This window comes from Rickettsia gravesii BWI-1, from assembly GCF_000485845.1.
Lineage (GTDB): Bacteria > Pseudomonadota > Alphaproteobacteria > Rickettsiales > Rickettsiaceae > Rickettsia > Rickettsia rickettsii.
Window position 1 is genome coordinate 70,528 of sequence record NZ_AWXL01000022.1, and the last position, 15,415, is coordinate 85,942.

Sequence of the window (15,415 nt, forward strand, 5' to 3'; positions counted from 1 at the left end):
GGCAATGCCCTTTTTAGCTAGAAACCTTACAGCATAAAACTATCGATGTTACTATGAATCAATCTCTCCTAAACCTTTAGTCTCTATATTATCTAAGAAAATCTCAAAATCCTTTAAGATATTTTCAACATCTTTTAAGATAGGATCAAATTCGTCTTTACTTTGAGAAGAAGGCGGTTTAAATGAAGTTAGGGTAACTTTTTCACTCTTTATAAAATTATGAGGCTGATCCTTAAGTTTAATAGTAACAACTTCGCCTGCTAGAGAGTTCGTATGTCTGTTCTCATTAATTGAATCTGGATGCGTAATTTCTAGGTTTTTTGGAGTATTATCTTCCTTGTTCTTACTACGGAATGAAAAAATTCTAGATGATGGTATTTGATTTACATTTTATTTAAAAAACCCTATTATAGGGCAATAATTTATATTTAACAAGCAGGATGGTTAATTGTCATAAACTTTTCTATCATTCTAGTAACGGAACGTTCTAGTTCAATATCTAATTTTGAATAATCAGAAAAGTTAAACCATTTAAGTTCATTCGATTCGTTATTTTTTATAAAATTATTATTATTTACTGTTTTTAGTAAAAATCGTACATCATAGTGATAATGAGCAGGCTCCTTATGAGTTTGCAAAATATAATGGGTGTCTATATCAAAAATCTCCTTATTTATCGTTTTGATTTCATTAATTCCGGATTCTTCTACAGCTTCTTTAACCGCTACATTTAATATATTACTATCTCCATCACAATGACCGCCTGGTTGAAGCCACTTATCAAGCTTTTTATGGTGCATCAATAAAAATTTAGTTTTATCATTATTAAGTAAAAAAGCCGAAGCAGTGAAATGTCCTATTTGTAAATCTCTGCTAAAAGGATTTTCATATTCATTTAAAAATTCAAGCATTTTTGTTTTTGTAACAATTTCTTCAGGATATGTACTACTGTAATTTTGTAGTTTAATATGTAATTCATTCATAATGATAATTTTTTATGTATAGAGCTTCGATATTTAACTCAAATTTCTCTGCTAAGTCAAATAAAAATAATGTCATAAAATTATATTGTCCATGTTTCAATTTAATATTAACTAATTAAGTTTATTTTTATGCTTAACAAAATAGTCGAGTTATTTAGAAGTGATGATACAACCCCTTGGTATGGTAAGCTTGCAGTAGTAGGAGCATGTGCTGTTGGAATTTATGTGATAGCAGGTGATTTACTTAAATCTCCGGCTTTTATTCTCAAATGTGGTGCCGATGTAGTAGCAACAATGGGAGCAATTCTAGCATATGAGCATTATACAAAAGCAACTTCGCAAGAAAGTCCGATAGAATTGATAGGAAATGAAGCACAAGCTGAAATATAATAATAAAATATTTTTAACGAATTTAGAGGACACACCGACTCTAAATTCGTATTCATTTACCATTCAAACCGTTTTTTAGTCTAATTTTGACTTGTTTTAAAGAACGAGGAGTTGCATCCGTAACTTCAATTTCAATATTTTCTGAAATATCTATTCTAGTACCGATAGCCGGAACACTACTGACTCTAGTCAATACTAATCCACCTATCGTATCAAACTCATCATCATCATTTTGTAGCTTTTCTCCTATTATTTCTTCAAGCACTTCTACTTTAACACGTGCATTTGAAATAATTGTTGAGTTATTAATAACCTTGAAATTATCACTATCTAATTGCTGATCATGCTCATCATCTATTCGTCCTACTATTTCTTCTATAAGATCTTCAATAGTAACTAAACCGTCAGTACCGCCATACTCATCAATAACTATTGCAATATGTGTTCTCTCACGACGCATTTTTGCTAGCAAATCTAATAATTTCATAGAAGGAGCTGCAATTATATGCTTACGTATAAGCTTTTTTAAACGACCGTTTTGCTTTGTAGCCAATGCTTTAAATAAATCCTTGATATGAATGAATCCTACTACATTATCCAAAGTACCGTCATATATAAGAGTTCGTGTATGTGGGACTTCTAACTTAATAGACTCACTTAATTCTTCTAGATTCGTAGTTAATTTTATTGCCGCAATATCGGAACGCGGTACCATTATATCTTCAATAGTTTTATCTTCTAGCTCCAATAAATTAGCTAAAATATTACGCTCGTCTAAAGTCATTTTTTGGCTATTAATTTTAAGGCGTTTTATGACACCAAAAAAATTATCGGGCGTTTTTGTTTTTCTAAAAAAATTTTTTATCGGAGAGAATAATTTTCGTACAGTAAAAATTAACTTATTATTTTGATTTTTTTTACTAGAATCTTCTTTTTTTGAAGATTTTAACATAAATTTTTTATTTAGTTAATAAGGGGGAAAAATACCGAAATATGATAATATTTCAATTTCTAGATTTTCCATAATATTTGCTTCTGTGTCATTTTGATGATCAAACCCAATTAAGTGTAAAATACTATGTATTAAAAGATGAATAAAATGATTCTCAAAAGTTTTTTGCTGCTCGCACGATTCATTATATATTACCTCATAACAAAATGCTATATCACCTAAATGCATATAATCAGAGTCACCTAAAAATTCAAGTTTAGAATATAAATCCTGCCAATTTAATTCGTTGCTTGGAAAAGAAAGAACGTTAGTAGCTTTTTCTATATTACGAAATTGTTTGTTTAAGGTCAATATTTCTGCAACATTTGTTAGTAAAATTGATAATTCAAATTGTTTTATTTTACTAAAATTATCAAATCGCAATAAAATATTTTGAGTTATTTTTTTGATTAAACTCTTATTTATCTGCTTATGCTCACGCCATTTGTTGTAGTGTCTTACAATTTCTACGTTTATCATTGTACCAAATATTGAATGAATGGTCGTTATAGACTTAGCTGCAACTTAAGAGCATATTTTAAAAGCTGTATATCTTCATTAGAGATAACGTTAATTTTAGATTTTAATCTTAATTTACTTACTGTCATTATTTGATCAGTCATGGCTTTGTAAGCGGCTCCAAGCTCCTCATTAATTACATAAGGTTTTACAAGTTGCTCAATAAATTTGCTAATTTTACATTCACCTATTACAGAATAAAGCCTATAATAAACCGCTGCATCTATAGTAATTGTCAATTTCTTCTGCATAAAATACTCGTATACACGTGTATTACACGTATGATATTATATATATAAATTAATCAACATGAGGATTATTTTTTAGTAAACAAAGATAATAGCTATGAAAACTGACCACACAGGCAATAAGCATGATATTTTAAGACACCAGTTTTTGTTGGTAATTCTCTTTTAATTTTTGAAAATCCTCATCGGCATGGTATGAAGAACGGGTTAGCGGGCTTGCCGAAACCATCAAGAATCCTTTTGTTTTTGCTATTCGCTCTAGATATTTAAACTCTTCCGGCGTAACATATTTTGCGACCTCAGCATGATTTTTGGTAGGCTGCAGATACTGCCCGATAGTTAGGAAATCAACCTTTGCTTCTCTTAAATCATCTATAACCTGTACTACTTCATTTATTTCTTCCCCAAGTCCTACCATCATACCGGATTTTGTAAAAATTTCAGGAGATAATTTTTTGATATTATGAAGTAAGCTTAAAGAATTATAATATCTAGCCCCCGGTCTAATCGTTTTGTATAAAGACGGTACTGTTTCGACATTATGGTTAAAAACGTCAGGTTTTGCGTTTGCTATTATTTCAGCGGCTCCTTCTTTTCTTAAAAAATCGGGTGTTAGAATCTCAATAGTAGTATTTGGCGATGATTTTCGAATTTCGCTAATACACTTCGCAAAATGTGAAGCTCCGCCATCCTCAAGATCATCACGATCGACGGAAGTAATTACTACATGCTTAAGATTTAGCTTTTGTACCGCCTCCGCTAACCTTTGCGGTTCATGCAGATCAAGTAAATCCGGTCTACCCGTTTTAACGTTACAAAACCTACAGGCTCTAGTACAAACCGAACCTAAAATCATCACAGTTGTATGTTTTTTCGACCAGCACTCACCAATATTAGGACAAGCAGCTTCCTCGCACACAGTATTTAATCTCAGATTCTTTATTAAATCTTTTGTATTATAGTACTCTGTAGAATTAGGAGCTTTTACTTTTATCCAATCAGGTCGTTTATTTAAATTAGCCATAAAACGGAAATAATTCAATTAATTTTGTCACTTCATTTAATACTTTCTGCTCAAGATCGCTATTATCTTCATTATTTTTTAAGCCGTCTAAAATATCTGCTACCATATGACCGACTAATACAAAATCCTTTTCTTTAAAGCCTCTAGTAGTACATGCGGGAGTACCAAGGCGAATACCTGAAGTGATAAAAGGCGAAGTTTCATCAAACGGGATAGCATTCTTATTACACGTAATCCCTGCTCTATCCAAAGAATTTGCGGCAAGCTTACCCGTGATTCCGTCTTTACGCAAATCCACTAAAACAATATGATTATCGGTACCACCTGTTAATATATCATATCCTCTTTCTTGCAAGCTACTTGCTAAAGCTTTAGCGTTACTTATTACCTGCTGAATATAGCTTTTATATTCAGGCTGCAAATTTTCTAAAAAAGCTACGGCTTTTGCGGCGATTATATGCATTAACGGACCACCTTGTAGTCCTGGAAATAATGCAGAATTTATTTTTTGACCTATCTCTTCATCGTTAGATAAAATTAAACCGCCTCTTGGACCTCTAAGTGTTTTATGAGTAGTAGAGGTAACAGCGTGAGCGTAAGGAATAGGGCTTTGATGCTCACCTGTGGCAACAAGTCCTGCAATATGAGCAATATCTGCCATAAAATAAGCTCCTACTTTATCCACGATTTCTCTAAATTTTGCAAAATCAATATTACGAGGATAAGCAGAAAAACCGGCTATAAGTAATTTTGGTTTATGCAAATTCGCTAAGCGTTCAATCTCATAATAATCGATTAAATAAGTCTCTTTATTTACTCTATAAGAAACGGCGTTAAACCATTTACCGGACATATTAGAAGCTGCACCGTGCGTTAGATGCCCGCCGCTATCCAGGGACATACCAAGAACCGTATCACCCGGCTGTAATAAAGCAAGATATACAGCCTGATTTGCGTGTGATCCTGAATGAGGTTGGACATTTGCATATTTGCAGTTAAAGAGTTTTTTTACTCGTTCTATAGCTAAATTTTCAGCTTTATCTACTTCCTCGCAACCGTTATAGAATCGCTTACTTGGGTATCCTTCGGCATATTTGTTAGTCAGAAGCGACCCTTGAGCTTCAAGCACAGCAGGACTTACAAAATTTTCTGATGCAATAAGCTCGATTACGCTACTTTGACGCAGCTTTTCATGCTTTATTATTTCATTAATCTCTTTATCCGTTTCGTGTAAATTATTATTAAAAATATTCATTCATCCTCATATTTTTTTTGGTTTTGTTGTGTGGATATCTAATCGTCATTGCGAGGAAAAACTGAAAATTTTGACGAAACAATCTCGTACCAAAATCCTGAGATTGCCACGCAGACTACAGCTGCTCGCAATGACGGTTATTTATAAAATTAATCGCAATCTCAAGCCCCCGTCCATCTATTGAATGAGCAAGAGACGTTAATTTATGTCCGCTATGCTCTATATGCAGCTTAGATAAATAGTTTGAAGCATTATACATCTCGCTAACACCGACCACATCATCTAATTCCCCATGAATCAAACATATAGGAGTAAGCTTATTATTAACTTCCATAGGTGGAATTAATGCACCCGAAAAACCTATAGTACAGAAAAACGGCTCTTTTTGAACTAGTGTTAAATATAACCCTATCATCGTACCTTGAGAAAAGCCAATAATGATAGTATCTTTGTTGGTTAGATTTAACTTGTCCTGCTTTTGCTTTATTATATCTTCAACCTTAGAAATATTATTTGCAATTAGCTTTGCCATAATATGCGGGCTGCGGTCTTGCAAACTAAACCATTGTCTACCATAAGGCATCATATCATAAGCCTCGATACCATGCGGGGAAATAAAATGACAATTGGGTAAATAATTTTTGATATAAGGCACAAGTCCTATTAAATCATGTCCGTCCGAGCCGACACCGTGCAGTAATACTACTAGCTTCTTCGGCGGCTGCTCTTTACTTTCTACTTCGGGATATTCTAAATATTTACTCATGTTTTTATATGTTTATGTACTTAAAATATTAAGGTTGAGTAGTAGTATACGAAGGTCAATTTCAAAAAGAGCACAGAGTCTACAAGGCGAGGAGCGGAGCGTATACTGAATACTTAAGCACCGCCAGAACTTACTAGACGACTACGCCAATTTTAATTCACCGAGTATACGCTTTCAACATCTTCTCAAGTTCCCCACTTTGATATAACTCTCTAGCAATATCACACCCACCGACTAATTCTCCGTTAATGTATAATTGTGGGAATGTCGGCCAGTCGCTAAACTTTTTTAAATCTTCACGTAATTCAGTATCAAAAAGTACATTAATATCACGAAATTCTACACCTAATTTATTCAAAATAGCTACTACGGTTCCTGAAAATCCGCATGCAGGCGACTCTTTAGTACCTTTCATGAACAATACTACTTTATTATTTTTTATTTCATTTTCTATAAATTTAAAATTTTTATTTTCTAGCATTTTAAGACTCAATAATTTATCTTCTAAAATACACTTTCTATAATAATATATGCAAGCACAAATAGTTAATAAAATTTTTGAGATTTTTAGCAAGAATAATCCAAATCCAAAAACCGAATTAATATATAAGAATGATTTTACCTTATTAGTAGCGGTAATATTATCTGCTCAAGCCACCGATATATCAGTAAATTTAGCAACTAAATCTTTATTTGAAACTTATGATACACCAGAAAAAATTTTAGAACTCAGCGAAGAAGGACTTAAAAAATATATAAAATCTATCGGACTATTTAACAGCAAAGCAAAAAATATTATCGCATTATGTAAAATATTGATAAGCAATTATCAAGCTTCAGTACCGAATGATTTTAAGGAATTAATTAAACTACCGGGCGTTGGCAGAAAAACTGCTAATGTTGTACTAAATTGCTTATTCGGCATACCTACAATGGCAGTTGATACACATGTCTTTAGAGTAGCCAAAAGGATCGGACTTGCTAAAGGCGGTACTCCTGAAATAGTAGAAAAAGAGCTACTGCAGATTATCGATAAAAAATGGCTAACGCATGCCCATCACTGGCTAATTCTACACGGCAGATATATATGCAAAGCTAGAAAACCCGATTGCGACATCTGCATTATTAAAGAGTATTGCGATTATTATTTTAACCTTAAAAATAAGAGTTATAGTAAATCTTATAAATTACCAATTATTTCTAAATAATATTCATGTTCTATAAAATTAGGTTTAGGATCAAGCGTTACTAATGTTTCTAAATGACAAGTAACGAACGGTGCACCTTTACCTTGCCCCCTGAATAGATACGGATGTTTGCAAAACCAAGCGAATTCTCCTTCCATTTGTGCACTAGTTAATTCATGTAATATATTACCGTTTTTATCATAAAGACTAAATAAAGTTTTGCCATTATCCTCAATAAGTTTTATAGGGGTTTGTTTATTATCTAAATTTTCTTGCTGATGTCCTATATATATTTTATCTAAAACTCCTTTTTTCTCATATTCTTTAAGAATTATTTGTGTCATTTCCTTTACCGGTACAGTAATCATATATTCTTTTTTATTAGAATAAATATCTTTGGCACAGGCGGCAATAAAACTATGAAGTTTAACTGCAAGATTTTTATGTTTTATAATAAAAGGTTTTTTTTGATATATTGGAAGTCTTGCTATACCAGAATACGAAATAAAGCTTGCATTTTGAGAAGTCAGCATGGTTATAAACATCTCTATAGATGAAGTATCAAGCGAGTCACCTTTTTGTCATATTTTATTATTGGGAACAAAGGCTACATAATACATCGGTTAAGCCTTGATCATGATAATCTAAGCTAGCGAAAAAGACATACTTCCCCTTATCAAAATTTTGTATCACCAGATCATTGCCTTGATAAGAACTTTGAAAGCTACTCTGCTTACCCACAAAATCTTGCCAAGCAGACATATTCGCTCCGTTGACTTTTACCATATAAAAATGTAAATCATCTTCCTGTTTATAATGATGAATTTCTGAATTTACTTTTTGTATTTGTGTCTCTTGTAACTTTTTAAAAATACCCTGTAAATCAGAATATTGTTTATCTATTTTACTGAAATTATACTTAGAACCAAGCCGTAAAGCTTGCCCATACTGCATTTCGATTCCATACAGGGTTTTAGCTTCTTTACATGCAGCTTTTATAAATTGACTTAACTGTTCTTCATCTTTAGTAAAATTATTTTTTTTTAAATCTCTCTAAGAATTTTTTTAATAAAGCCTCTTTTCTGCGATCTGTCATATTAACATCAGTATGATTATGCCTGTTTTTAATCTTAAATTAAAAATATCTTCCATATATCTATAGAAGGTATAAATTTCTATAGTTTGGGGCTTAAAAGATGAATTATCATTTAATTGCAAAATAAAATCATTTACTTCTTTCCAATTTTCATAAGTTGATATATCAAGAGAGATAATTTTATCCTTTACTATATAAGGATTTTAAAGAAAATTAAAAATCTCTTGTAAGCTTATTCCCTCTAAATTTGTACAATCTAAGACACCGTCTTTCATAGAAGATAGTGCTTCTTTCAATTGATCATTGATTTCTTCCATTTTATAAATCTTTTAAATATTAATTCTTAAAGAAGTACTAAAAATTAATATTTTGTCAAGTTAACAATTTTTTGCTTACTTCATAATATCTAAGCTCAATTTGATAAAGGTAAAATTTATGCGTTCAGCACTTATAACTTCTATATTAGTAGCTGTAGCTTTCTTAACAAGTGCTTGTAATACAATGCAAGGTGCAGGTCAAGATATACAGGCAGCCGGTAAAAAACTTACAGATTCGGCAGAAAGCAATAAGCCTAAAAAAGGTTGCGGCTGTCCTTACAGCTCAGCTAACTAAATATACTGTTTTTTATAATGGGTCGTCTGCCGATTCTTCATTTACTCGGAGTATATATCGCAGATGACTTTTTATTTTTCCGCCTTATCGATTTCTGCTTTTAGCTTTTCTATTTCTTCTTTTGAAAGTTTAGTATATTTAATTATTGTTTCTAGAGGATCTTTATCAATTAACATTTCTTTTGCTATTTCAATATTTCTTCTAGCTTTGCCTTCAGCTCTTCCTTCCTCTTTCATCTTTTTAAAAGCACTAGTTTCAATTCTAAGCCACTCTAAACGATTTTCATATTCCTCTCTTTCTGCATCATTTAAATTTATTACCTCAAGCACGGTTAATGCTTTTTTCAATACATCATTATCCAATTCTTTCGGTAAATTATCTTTATTTAATAAATCATTACGTGTTAAAAATGCTAGCCATATATCTAAAGCATTTTTAACTTTCTTGACGACGTCAGATAACTCCTCCTTAGGATTCTTAGCAAATTTATTAAGCTCTATCGTATGTAACTCTATATCTTTAAAATATACTAAACCACTTTTTATTTCCTTTAACTGAAAAGAATTATGATATTCATCTGTATCTGTAATACTGGTAAAGTTAAGTATGTGTATCCCTATTATTTTATTTAATGCCGCATAATCTGATCCCTCTTTCAGTTGCTCCGTATACATTTTCGCCCAATAATACAAAGCTCTTTTATCGTAATCCGCTTCATCGGTTACTTGGATTTCGATATTATACCTTTTACTGCTTTCACTTTTGGCTTTTATATCAAGTATAGATAGTTTATCGGCTTTAAAATTTTTTGGATTATACGGATTAAGTAATGTTACTTCTACAATCTGATCTTTCTCATTTACTATCGAATTAATAAGCGATATCAATAAATCTTTATTCTCTTCTACTCCAAAGATTTTTTTAAACGCTAAATCTACTCTCGGATTAACTTTTGACATATTATTATGTTACTGAATGTTATTTTCTCTTTATTTTAGCATATTCTGAGGTAAATATTCTACTATAAATTTATATTAAATCTTTTGCTTATTCACCAATCTATATATCTCTTTTTTACTATAAACATCTTTGAATTTGTCATAAACAAGTTCGATAGTAGTTTTGCTCCTTAAGTTTTTACTTAAGCAAAGTTCTATAAATTTTTCTAAATTTTTTTGTTGGTTTTGTTCCTGTATATTTCCTGAAATCAACAATACTATCTCACCTTTTAAAATATTATTTTGATAGAACTCTATTATTTCATCTATATCCCCTGTTTTTATTTCTTGATACAGTTTAGTTAACTCACGAGCTACACATATTTCTCGGTTTCCTAGTATTTCCTTAGCTACCGATAAAGTATTTATCAAACGAGGGGCCGTTTCAAAAAAAATCAAAGTAGCCTTAAGATTTACTAGTTCAGAAAAAATCTTTTTCTTACTTTCTATAGTTTTAGGTAAAAACCCGTGAAATAAAAATCGATTAGTAGGAAGAGCCGATAAAGTTAGAGCAGTAACCGGTGCAGATACTCCCGGTACTACGTCTATATAACAATTAAGATTGCGTATATCTCTAACTAACTTATAGCCGGGATCGGAAATTAAAGGAGTCCCTGCATCAGAAATTAAGCTTATTATATTGCCCGATTTTATTAAACTTATGATATTTTCTCTATCTTTCTCGTCACTATGATCATTATAAATTTGTAATTTTGTATGAATGTCATGTTTTGCTAGCAATTTTTGTGATATTCTAGTATCCTCGCATAAGATAATATCCGAATTTTTTAAAGTCGATATAGCACGAAGCGTTATATCTTCAAAATTACCGATCGGTGTTGAAACAATATATAATCCCGGTTTGGAAAGATATCTAATCATAGTTTTTTAATTTTAAGTAACATTATGGCTAGTATAAAACATAAACTACGAATCGTTCTATCATTTTTTTGCTTGATATATTTAACATCCTGTCAAACTCCTAAAGAAGAACCTATAAGTTTTCCTAAAAAAGAACAAAAAGAAATTGAGATTGCAATTTTAATGCCAAATCAGAGTCCTGATAGTATTGTCGGGAAACAATATAAAGATTTAATTAAAATGGGACTTAACGACGGAATCAAATCTTACATACATGTTACTTCTTACGATGGTTCAGACGAAAAAAACGTTTTAGCCGCTATGGATAAAATAGTAGCACGTAAAACTAAGATTATTTTAGGTCCTCTATATTCTAACTTTACCTCTCTAATAGCCGAAAAAGCAACGGCAAATGATATTATTATAATAACTATGTCAAATAATCCGGCTCTTGCAGAAGATAAATTATTTGTATTCGGTCATGCACCTTTAAAACAACTGATACGTATCATTAATTATTACGCAAGTAACGACCATAAAGATTTTATGGCATTATTACCTAAAGGGAAGCATTCGCAAACTATTAGTCAAGTAATGCAAAATATATTGATTCAGAACAATGCATCATTATCACACACTGAATTTTATGAGGATAATCCTGAATCTATAGCAAAAGCCGTAAGAAATATTTCAGACAATACCGATATTATAAATGAACGTAGCGACACGACAAAACCGGTTATTTATCTATCAGACGATCCAAAAAATTTAAACCTACTCGCTGATAGTATTCGTAAATATAATTTAGATAAAAAGGCTATTTTAATCGGTGATAATCGTATTAATATCGATTACCCTGAAAATATCGATATTAGCTTTACCGGCTCTTTAAATTTACTCAATAGCAACGTTCCGGATAGGGCAAAAGACTTAGGTATTAACCATATAGGCTTCATGCATCTTCTTTCTTATGATTTAGGACGTATGACTGCAAACTATATAGGCAATGAATTTGCATCTGAAAGGTTTTTAAATAGAATGAACAGTAGACAACCTTATATAGGTTTATCCGGTAATATTCATTTCATCGATGGAGTAGCTCAGAGACGATATGATATTATTAGGAAAGAGAATGGGATATATTCTACTGTTTCAGGAAATTAGGGCGTTGTTGTATCTTGGTCACTCAGTGGCCTGACCATGTGTTGTACGAACGTTCAGGATGTCATTCCCGCTTCCGCGGGAATGACATTGAGTAGGTTTTTCAAGCTATGCAACAAGGCTGGTCAAGCCACGGGATGACAAAGGGACACTAAAGATTAATTATTTATTTTTATCATTATCACTACCGTCGTCTTTCATGCCGTCTTTAAAAGCTTTAAGACCTTTAGCAAGATCGGACATGACTTGCGGTAATTTGCCGGCACCGAATAATACAAAAATAATTAATAAAACTATTAATAAATGGCTAAAGCTCATTCCCATGATATTTTTGCTGTATAAGTTAAAATTTAATTATATAAGATATTATAGCTCTAATCTAGGATAAAATAATTAAAGAAATGTTTACTAAAAAACAATTTTCAGAATTTTTTGCTACTTTTTTTTATATCGGAAAAATAAAATACTGCCCAGGCACTTTTGGATCGATTGCCACTTTCCCTCTAACTTATTTCTTAATATATTTTATTGTTAATAACAAAATAATCATTCCTTTCTTAAGTCTTACTCTCGGTGAAGCTCAACTTGTCAGTATATTTATTATAAGCTTTAGCCTATGTTTGATACTCTTAATACTCGGCACTTATTTTACTAAAATATATTTAAATTATACAAATTCAGAAGACCCTAAAGAAGTGGTAATTGATGAAGTAGTAGGGCAAATGCTAACTATCGTTTTAGTATTTTTTTCCGCTTTATTTGCTAATGAATCGTATTTAATTAAATATTTTAGTCCGCTAACAATAAATATTATATTACTTTTCGTATTACCTTTTTGTCTATTCCGATTTTTTGATATAGTAAAGCCCTGGCCTATTAATTGGTTGGACAAAAATATTAAGGGCAGTATCGGCGTTATGCTTGATGATTTGCTAGCCGCAATATTTGCTGCGGTAACTCAATACGCAATTATATTTGTGTTAATAGATATTCGACAATAGATTTGCTATAAAAAAAGATCATTGACTAATTTCTAATATAATAATATGATACGATAAATATTTATAAATTTTTAAAGAGATAGTTTTCATGTTCGCAGTTATAAAAGCAGGTGGAAAACAATATAAAGTAGACAGAAATAGTATTATTAAAGTCGAAAAAATTGATGGAGAACTTGGCTCTAAAATTCAGTTTGATCAAATTTTAATGATTGGCGAATACTCAAAGCCTTCTTTTATTGGGACTCCAATAGTTAAAGGGGCTGTTGTTACGGCTGAAATTACTAACCAACTTAAAGATAATAAAATTATAGTCTTTAAGAAAAAGCGTAGAAAAAATTATCGTCGTAAAGCCGGTCATCGTCAAGAATTGACGGAATTAAAAATATTAGATATTACCAAACAATAATAATAACTTAAAAGGAATTATAAAATGGCAACCAAAAAAGCCGGTGGTAGTTCTAGGAACGGAAGAGACTCGGCCGGTCGAAGGCTGGGAGTTAAAAAAGCCGATGGACAATATGTAATACCCGGTAATATTATAGTTAGACAACGTGGCACAAAAATTCATCCTGGAACGAATGTAGGGCTTGGCAAAGATCATACAATATTTGCTTTGATAGAAGGTAGAGTAGAATTTTTAACTAAGCGAAATCATAAAATCGTGAATGTTAAAGAAATTGCCAGTGCTTAAGTATTGCGGTTTGATCTACTAGTGTTACGTGGAACAAAAAATGCTTTTTATGGCATTGTTGCGTTGATTGGTAAAATCCATTTTGTCACCCCGTGGCTTGACTACAGGGTCCATAAAAACAATTTAAAGTACTAATATTATTAGTATTTTAAGCTGGATCCCGCGATCAAGTCGCGAGATGACAATTAAAAACCGTTCCACACAATAATGTCTGTAAGTGAGCTAGATGACGACAAGCGGAAATTAATTATATAACATAATATTCTATTAGGCTTTCTTTACTTATGGCCTTAATAATTCAAAAGTTCGGTGGCACTTCCGTTGCAAATATTGATAGAATAAAAAAAATCGTTCCTATCATAAAAACCGAAATAGCTAAAAATAACCAAGTAATTGTAGTAGTTTCGGCTATGGCAGGTGTTACTAATCAACTTGTCACATTGTGTAATGAAGTATCAAGCCTTAACAACATTTCGCAATTTGCAGAATATGATGTAGCACTTTCTAGCGGTGAAATAGTCACTGCTTCATTACTAGCACTCGCTCTTCAAGAAGAAGACATAAAGGCGCGATCATTTCTAGCTTGGCAATTACCGATGCTCACCGATAATAATCATAGTAAAGCTTTAGTAGAATCAATTACTACAGATTTACTAGAAAAATATTTACAGTTAAATACCGTCCCTATAATAGCTGGTTTTCAAGGAATTAACAAATCCAATAGGTTAACTACTTTGGGCAGAGGAGGATCTGATACTACTGCCGCCTTAATCGCTGCAGCTATGAAAGCCAATAGATGTGATATTTATACTGATGTAGAGGGAATATTTACTGCTGATCCAAGAATTATTCCAAATGCCAAGAAGATAAAAGAAATAGATTTTTTAGAAATGTTAGAACTAGCATCAAGTGGAGCAAAAGTACTACACCCTAGAGCCGGAGAGCTAGTAATGCGGTATAAAATAGATATGCGTGTTCTGTCAACATTTTCACCGGACACAGAAGGTACGTTAATCACTTCAAAGGATAAAAATATGGAGCATGGGATTATTAACAGCATTACTTCTAATAAAAATTTATTAAAAATATCTGTAAAGAGCATTTCTTTAAGTTTTTTGCAAGTTGCAAATATGATTACACAAAATAATAATCATATTGAGTTTATGCAAGAGATAAAAAATAATGAAGAATATAGTTTTATTACAAATTTAACCGATAAAAATAATTTACAAGCTTTACTGACTAATTTAAAAGATGATAAGCAGATACAAGATTTTACTTTTGATACCGAAATTGCTACAATCTCTCTTATTGGTTATGGGATTAAAAATGATTGTAAATTACTTGAAATGATATTATCAAAGTTAACGAAAGATAATATAAATGTTAACATGATACAATTATCAGAAGTTAAAATTACCTTATTCATAAATGATCAAGATGCAGAAAAAACAATTTTTAATTTATATAATCTTTTTAAAATATCTTAGATTCTGCATCTGAAATTTAATTTATAGTAAAAGAAGTGGAAAAGACATGGCTCCTACTACAGAAAAATTTTATAATTTGTGACAAAAAAAGTTAAAATAGATTAATTTAAATCTCATATATAAGACCTAAATACTTAATTCA

At 31.4% G+C, this 15,415-nt stretch carries 21 protein-coding genes; 8 read left to right on the plus strand and 13 right to left on the minus strand.

What is annotated here, in order from left to right:
• Positions 1-428 precede the first annotated feature (428 nt).
• Positions 429-860 carry an NUDIX hydrolase gene (locus tag RGRA_RS09450; protein WP_269077360.1) on the minus strand — a complete coding sequence of 144 codons (432 nt, stop codon included), beginning with the start codon at positions 858-860 and terminating at the stop codon, positions 429-431.
• Between the two features lie 252 nt (positions 861-1,112).
• On the opposite strand from RGRA_RS09450, the gene RGRA_RS0107115 reads away from it, so the two are divergent.
• Positions 1,113-1,373, plus strand: a complete 261-nt coding sequence (locus RGRA_RS0107115; protein WP_017442598.1) for a hypothetical protein — start codon at positions 1,113-1,115, stop codon at positions 1,371-1,373.
• A 52-nt stretch (positions 1,374-1,425) separates the two neighbouring features.
• On the opposite strand, the gene tlyC is transcribed toward RGRA_RS0107115, so the two are convergent.
• From tlyC to grxD, 7 genes are all read right to left on the minus strand, one after another.
• Positions 1,426-2,325, minus strand: a complete 900-nt coding sequence (tlyC, locus tag RGRA_RS0107120) for a hemolysin C (RefSeq protein ID WP_017442599.1) — start codon at positions 2,323-2,325, stop codon at positions 1,426-1,428.
• 15 nt (positions 2,326-2,340) lie between these two features.
• Positions 2,341-2,844: an rRNA maturation RNase YbeY gene (gene ybeY / locus RGRA_RS0107125; protein ID WP_017442600.1), complete on the minus strand. Its 504-nt coding sequence runs from the start codon at positions 2,842-2,844 to the stop codon at positions 2,341-2,343.
• A 26-nt stretch (positions 2,845-2,870) separates the two neighbouring features.
• The gene (locus RGRA_RS12660) at positions 2,871-3,134 is read right to left on the minus strand and encodes a type II toxin-antitoxin system PemK/MazF family toxin (protein ID WP_034420811.1); all 264 of its coding nucleotides are present in this window, start codon (positions 3,132-3,134) and stop codon (positions 2,871-2,873) included.
• A gap of 130 nt (positions 3,135-3,264) precedes the next feature.
• Positions 3,265-4,155, minus strand: coding sequence for a lipoyl synthase (gene lipA / locus RGRA_RS0107140; RefSeq protein WP_017442602.1), 891 nt, complete (start codon positions 4,153-4,155; stop codon positions 3,265-3,267).
• Positions 4,148-5,410 (minus strand): serine hydroxymethyltransferase, encoded by a 1,263-nt coding sequence (glyA, locus tag RGRA_RS0107145; protein ID WP_017442603.1) that lies wholly within the window; start codon positions 5,408-5,410, stop codon positions 4,148-4,150. The genes lipA and glyA overlap by 8 nt, the downstream gene beginning before the upstream one ends.
• A 115-nt stretch (positions 5,411-5,525) precedes the next feature.
• Entirely contained in the window at positions 5,526-6,176 is a 651-nt protein-coding gene (locus tag RGRA_RS0107150; protein WP_017442604.1) for an alpha/beta hydrolase family protein, read from the minus strand.
• A gap of 157 nt (positions 6,177-6,333) precedes the next feature.
• Positions 6,334-6,657 (minus strand): Grx4 family monothiol glutaredoxin, encoded by a 324-nt coding sequence (grxD, locus tag RGRA_RS0107155; protein ID WP_024547390.1) that lies wholly within the window; start codon positions 6,655-6,657, stop codon positions 6,334-6,336.
• 49 nt (positions 6,658-6,706) lie between these two features.
• Between grxD and nth the strand changes: the two genes are divergently transcribed.
• Positions 6,707-7,384 (plus strand): endonuclease III, encoded by a 678-nt coding sequence (gene nth / locus RGRA_RS0107160; protein WP_017442606.1) that lies wholly within the window; start codon positions 6,707-6,709, stop codon positions 7,382-7,384.
• Here the strand turns inward: nth and RGRA_RS09815 are convergent.
• Together RGRA_RS09815 and RGRA_RS13895 are read right to left on the minus strand one after the other, a co-directional pair.
• The gene (locus tag RGRA_RS09815; RefSeq protein ID WP_236609852.1) at positions 7,357-7,896 is read right to left on the minus strand and encodes a hypothetical protein; all 540 of its coding nucleotides are present in this window, start codon (positions 7,894-7,896) and stop codon (positions 7,357-7,359) included. The genes nth and RGRA_RS09815 overlap by 28 nt on opposite strands.
• 58 nt (positions 7,897-7,954) lie before the next feature.
• The gene (locus RGRA_RS13895; protein ID WP_236609853.1) at positions 7,955-8,317 is read right to left on the minus strand and encodes a hypothetical protein; all 363 of its coding nucleotides are present in this window, start codon (positions 8,315-8,317) and stop codon (positions 7,955-7,957) included.
• Between the two features lie 577 nt (positions 8,318-8,894).
• On the opposite strand from RGRA_RS13895, the gene RGRA_RS0107180 reads away from it, so the two are divergent.
• Complete coding sequence (locus RGRA_RS0107180) at positions 8,895-9,071, plus strand: entericidin A/B family lipoprotein (RefSeq protein ID WP_017442609.1); 177 nt, start codon at positions 8,895-8,897, stop codon at positions 9,069-9,071.
• Between the two features lie 71 nt (positions 9,072-9,142).
• On the opposite strand, the gene RGRA_RS0107185 is transcribed toward RGRA_RS0107180, so the two are convergent.
• Entirely contained in the window at positions 9,143-10,030 is an 888-nt protein-coding gene (locus tag RGRA_RS0107185) for an Rpn family recombination-promoting nuclease/putative transposase (protein WP_017442610.1), read from the minus strand.
• Positions 10,031-10,105: 75 nt separating this feature from the next.
• Positions 10,106-10,951: a 16S rRNA (cytidine(1402)-2'-O)-methyltransferase gene (gene rsmI, locus RGRA_RS0107190; protein WP_017442611.1), complete on the minus strand. Its 846-nt coding sequence runs from the start codon at positions 10,949-10,951 to the stop codon at positions 10,106-10,108.
• Positions 10,952-10,975: 24 nt separating this feature from the next.
• Here rsmI and RGRA_RS0107195 point away from each other — a divergent pair, with 24 nt between their 5' ends.
• Positions 10,976-12,094, plus strand: coding sequence for a penicillin-binding protein activator (locus tag RGRA_RS0107195; protein ID WP_017442612.1), 1,119 nt, complete (start codon positions 10,976-10,978; stop codon positions 12,092-12,094).
• Positions 12,095-12,253: 159 nt separating this feature from the next.
• Here the strand turns inward: RGRA_RS0107195 and tatA are convergent, their stop codons facing one another.
• Complete coding sequence (gene tatA, locus RGRA_RS0107200; RefSeq protein WP_004997483.1) at positions 12,254-12,415, minus strand: twin-arginine translocase TatA; 162 nt, start codon at positions 12,413-12,415, stop codon at positions 12,254-12,256.
• 77 nt (positions 12,416-12,492) lie between these two features.
• Here tatA and RGRA_RS0107205 point away from each other — a divergent pair, with 77 nt between their 5' ends.
• The 4 genes from RGRA_RS0107205 (at position 12,493) to RGRA_RS0107220 (ending at position 15,273) form a co-directional block, all read left to right on the plus strand.
• Entirely contained in the window at positions 12,493-13,092 is a 600-nt protein-coding gene (locus RGRA_RS0107205) for a phosphatidylglycerophosphatase A family protein (protein WP_017442613.1), read from the plus strand.
• Positions 13,093-13,180: 88 nt separating this feature from the next.
• Positions 13,181-13,498, plus strand: coding sequence for a 50S ribosomal protein L21 (rplU, locus tag RGRA_RS0107210; protein ID WP_004997480.1), 318 nt, complete (start codon positions 13,181-13,183; stop codon positions 13,496-13,498).
• 24 nt (positions 13,499-13,522) lie between these two features.
• On the plus strand, positions 13,523-13,783 hold the full coding sequence (rpmA, locus tag RGRA_RS0107215) for a 50S ribosomal protein L27 (RefSeq protein ID WP_011271503.1): 261 nt from the start codon (positions 13,523-13,525) through the stop codon (positions 13,781-13,783).
• A 284-nt stretch (positions 13,784-14,067) separates the two neighbouring features.
• Complete coding sequence (locus tag RGRA_RS0107220) at positions 14,068-15,273, plus strand: aspartate kinase (protein ID WP_024547393.1); 1,206 nt, start codon at positions 14,068-14,070, stop codon at positions 15,271-15,273.
• Positions 15,274-15,415 lie beyond the last annotated feature (142 nt).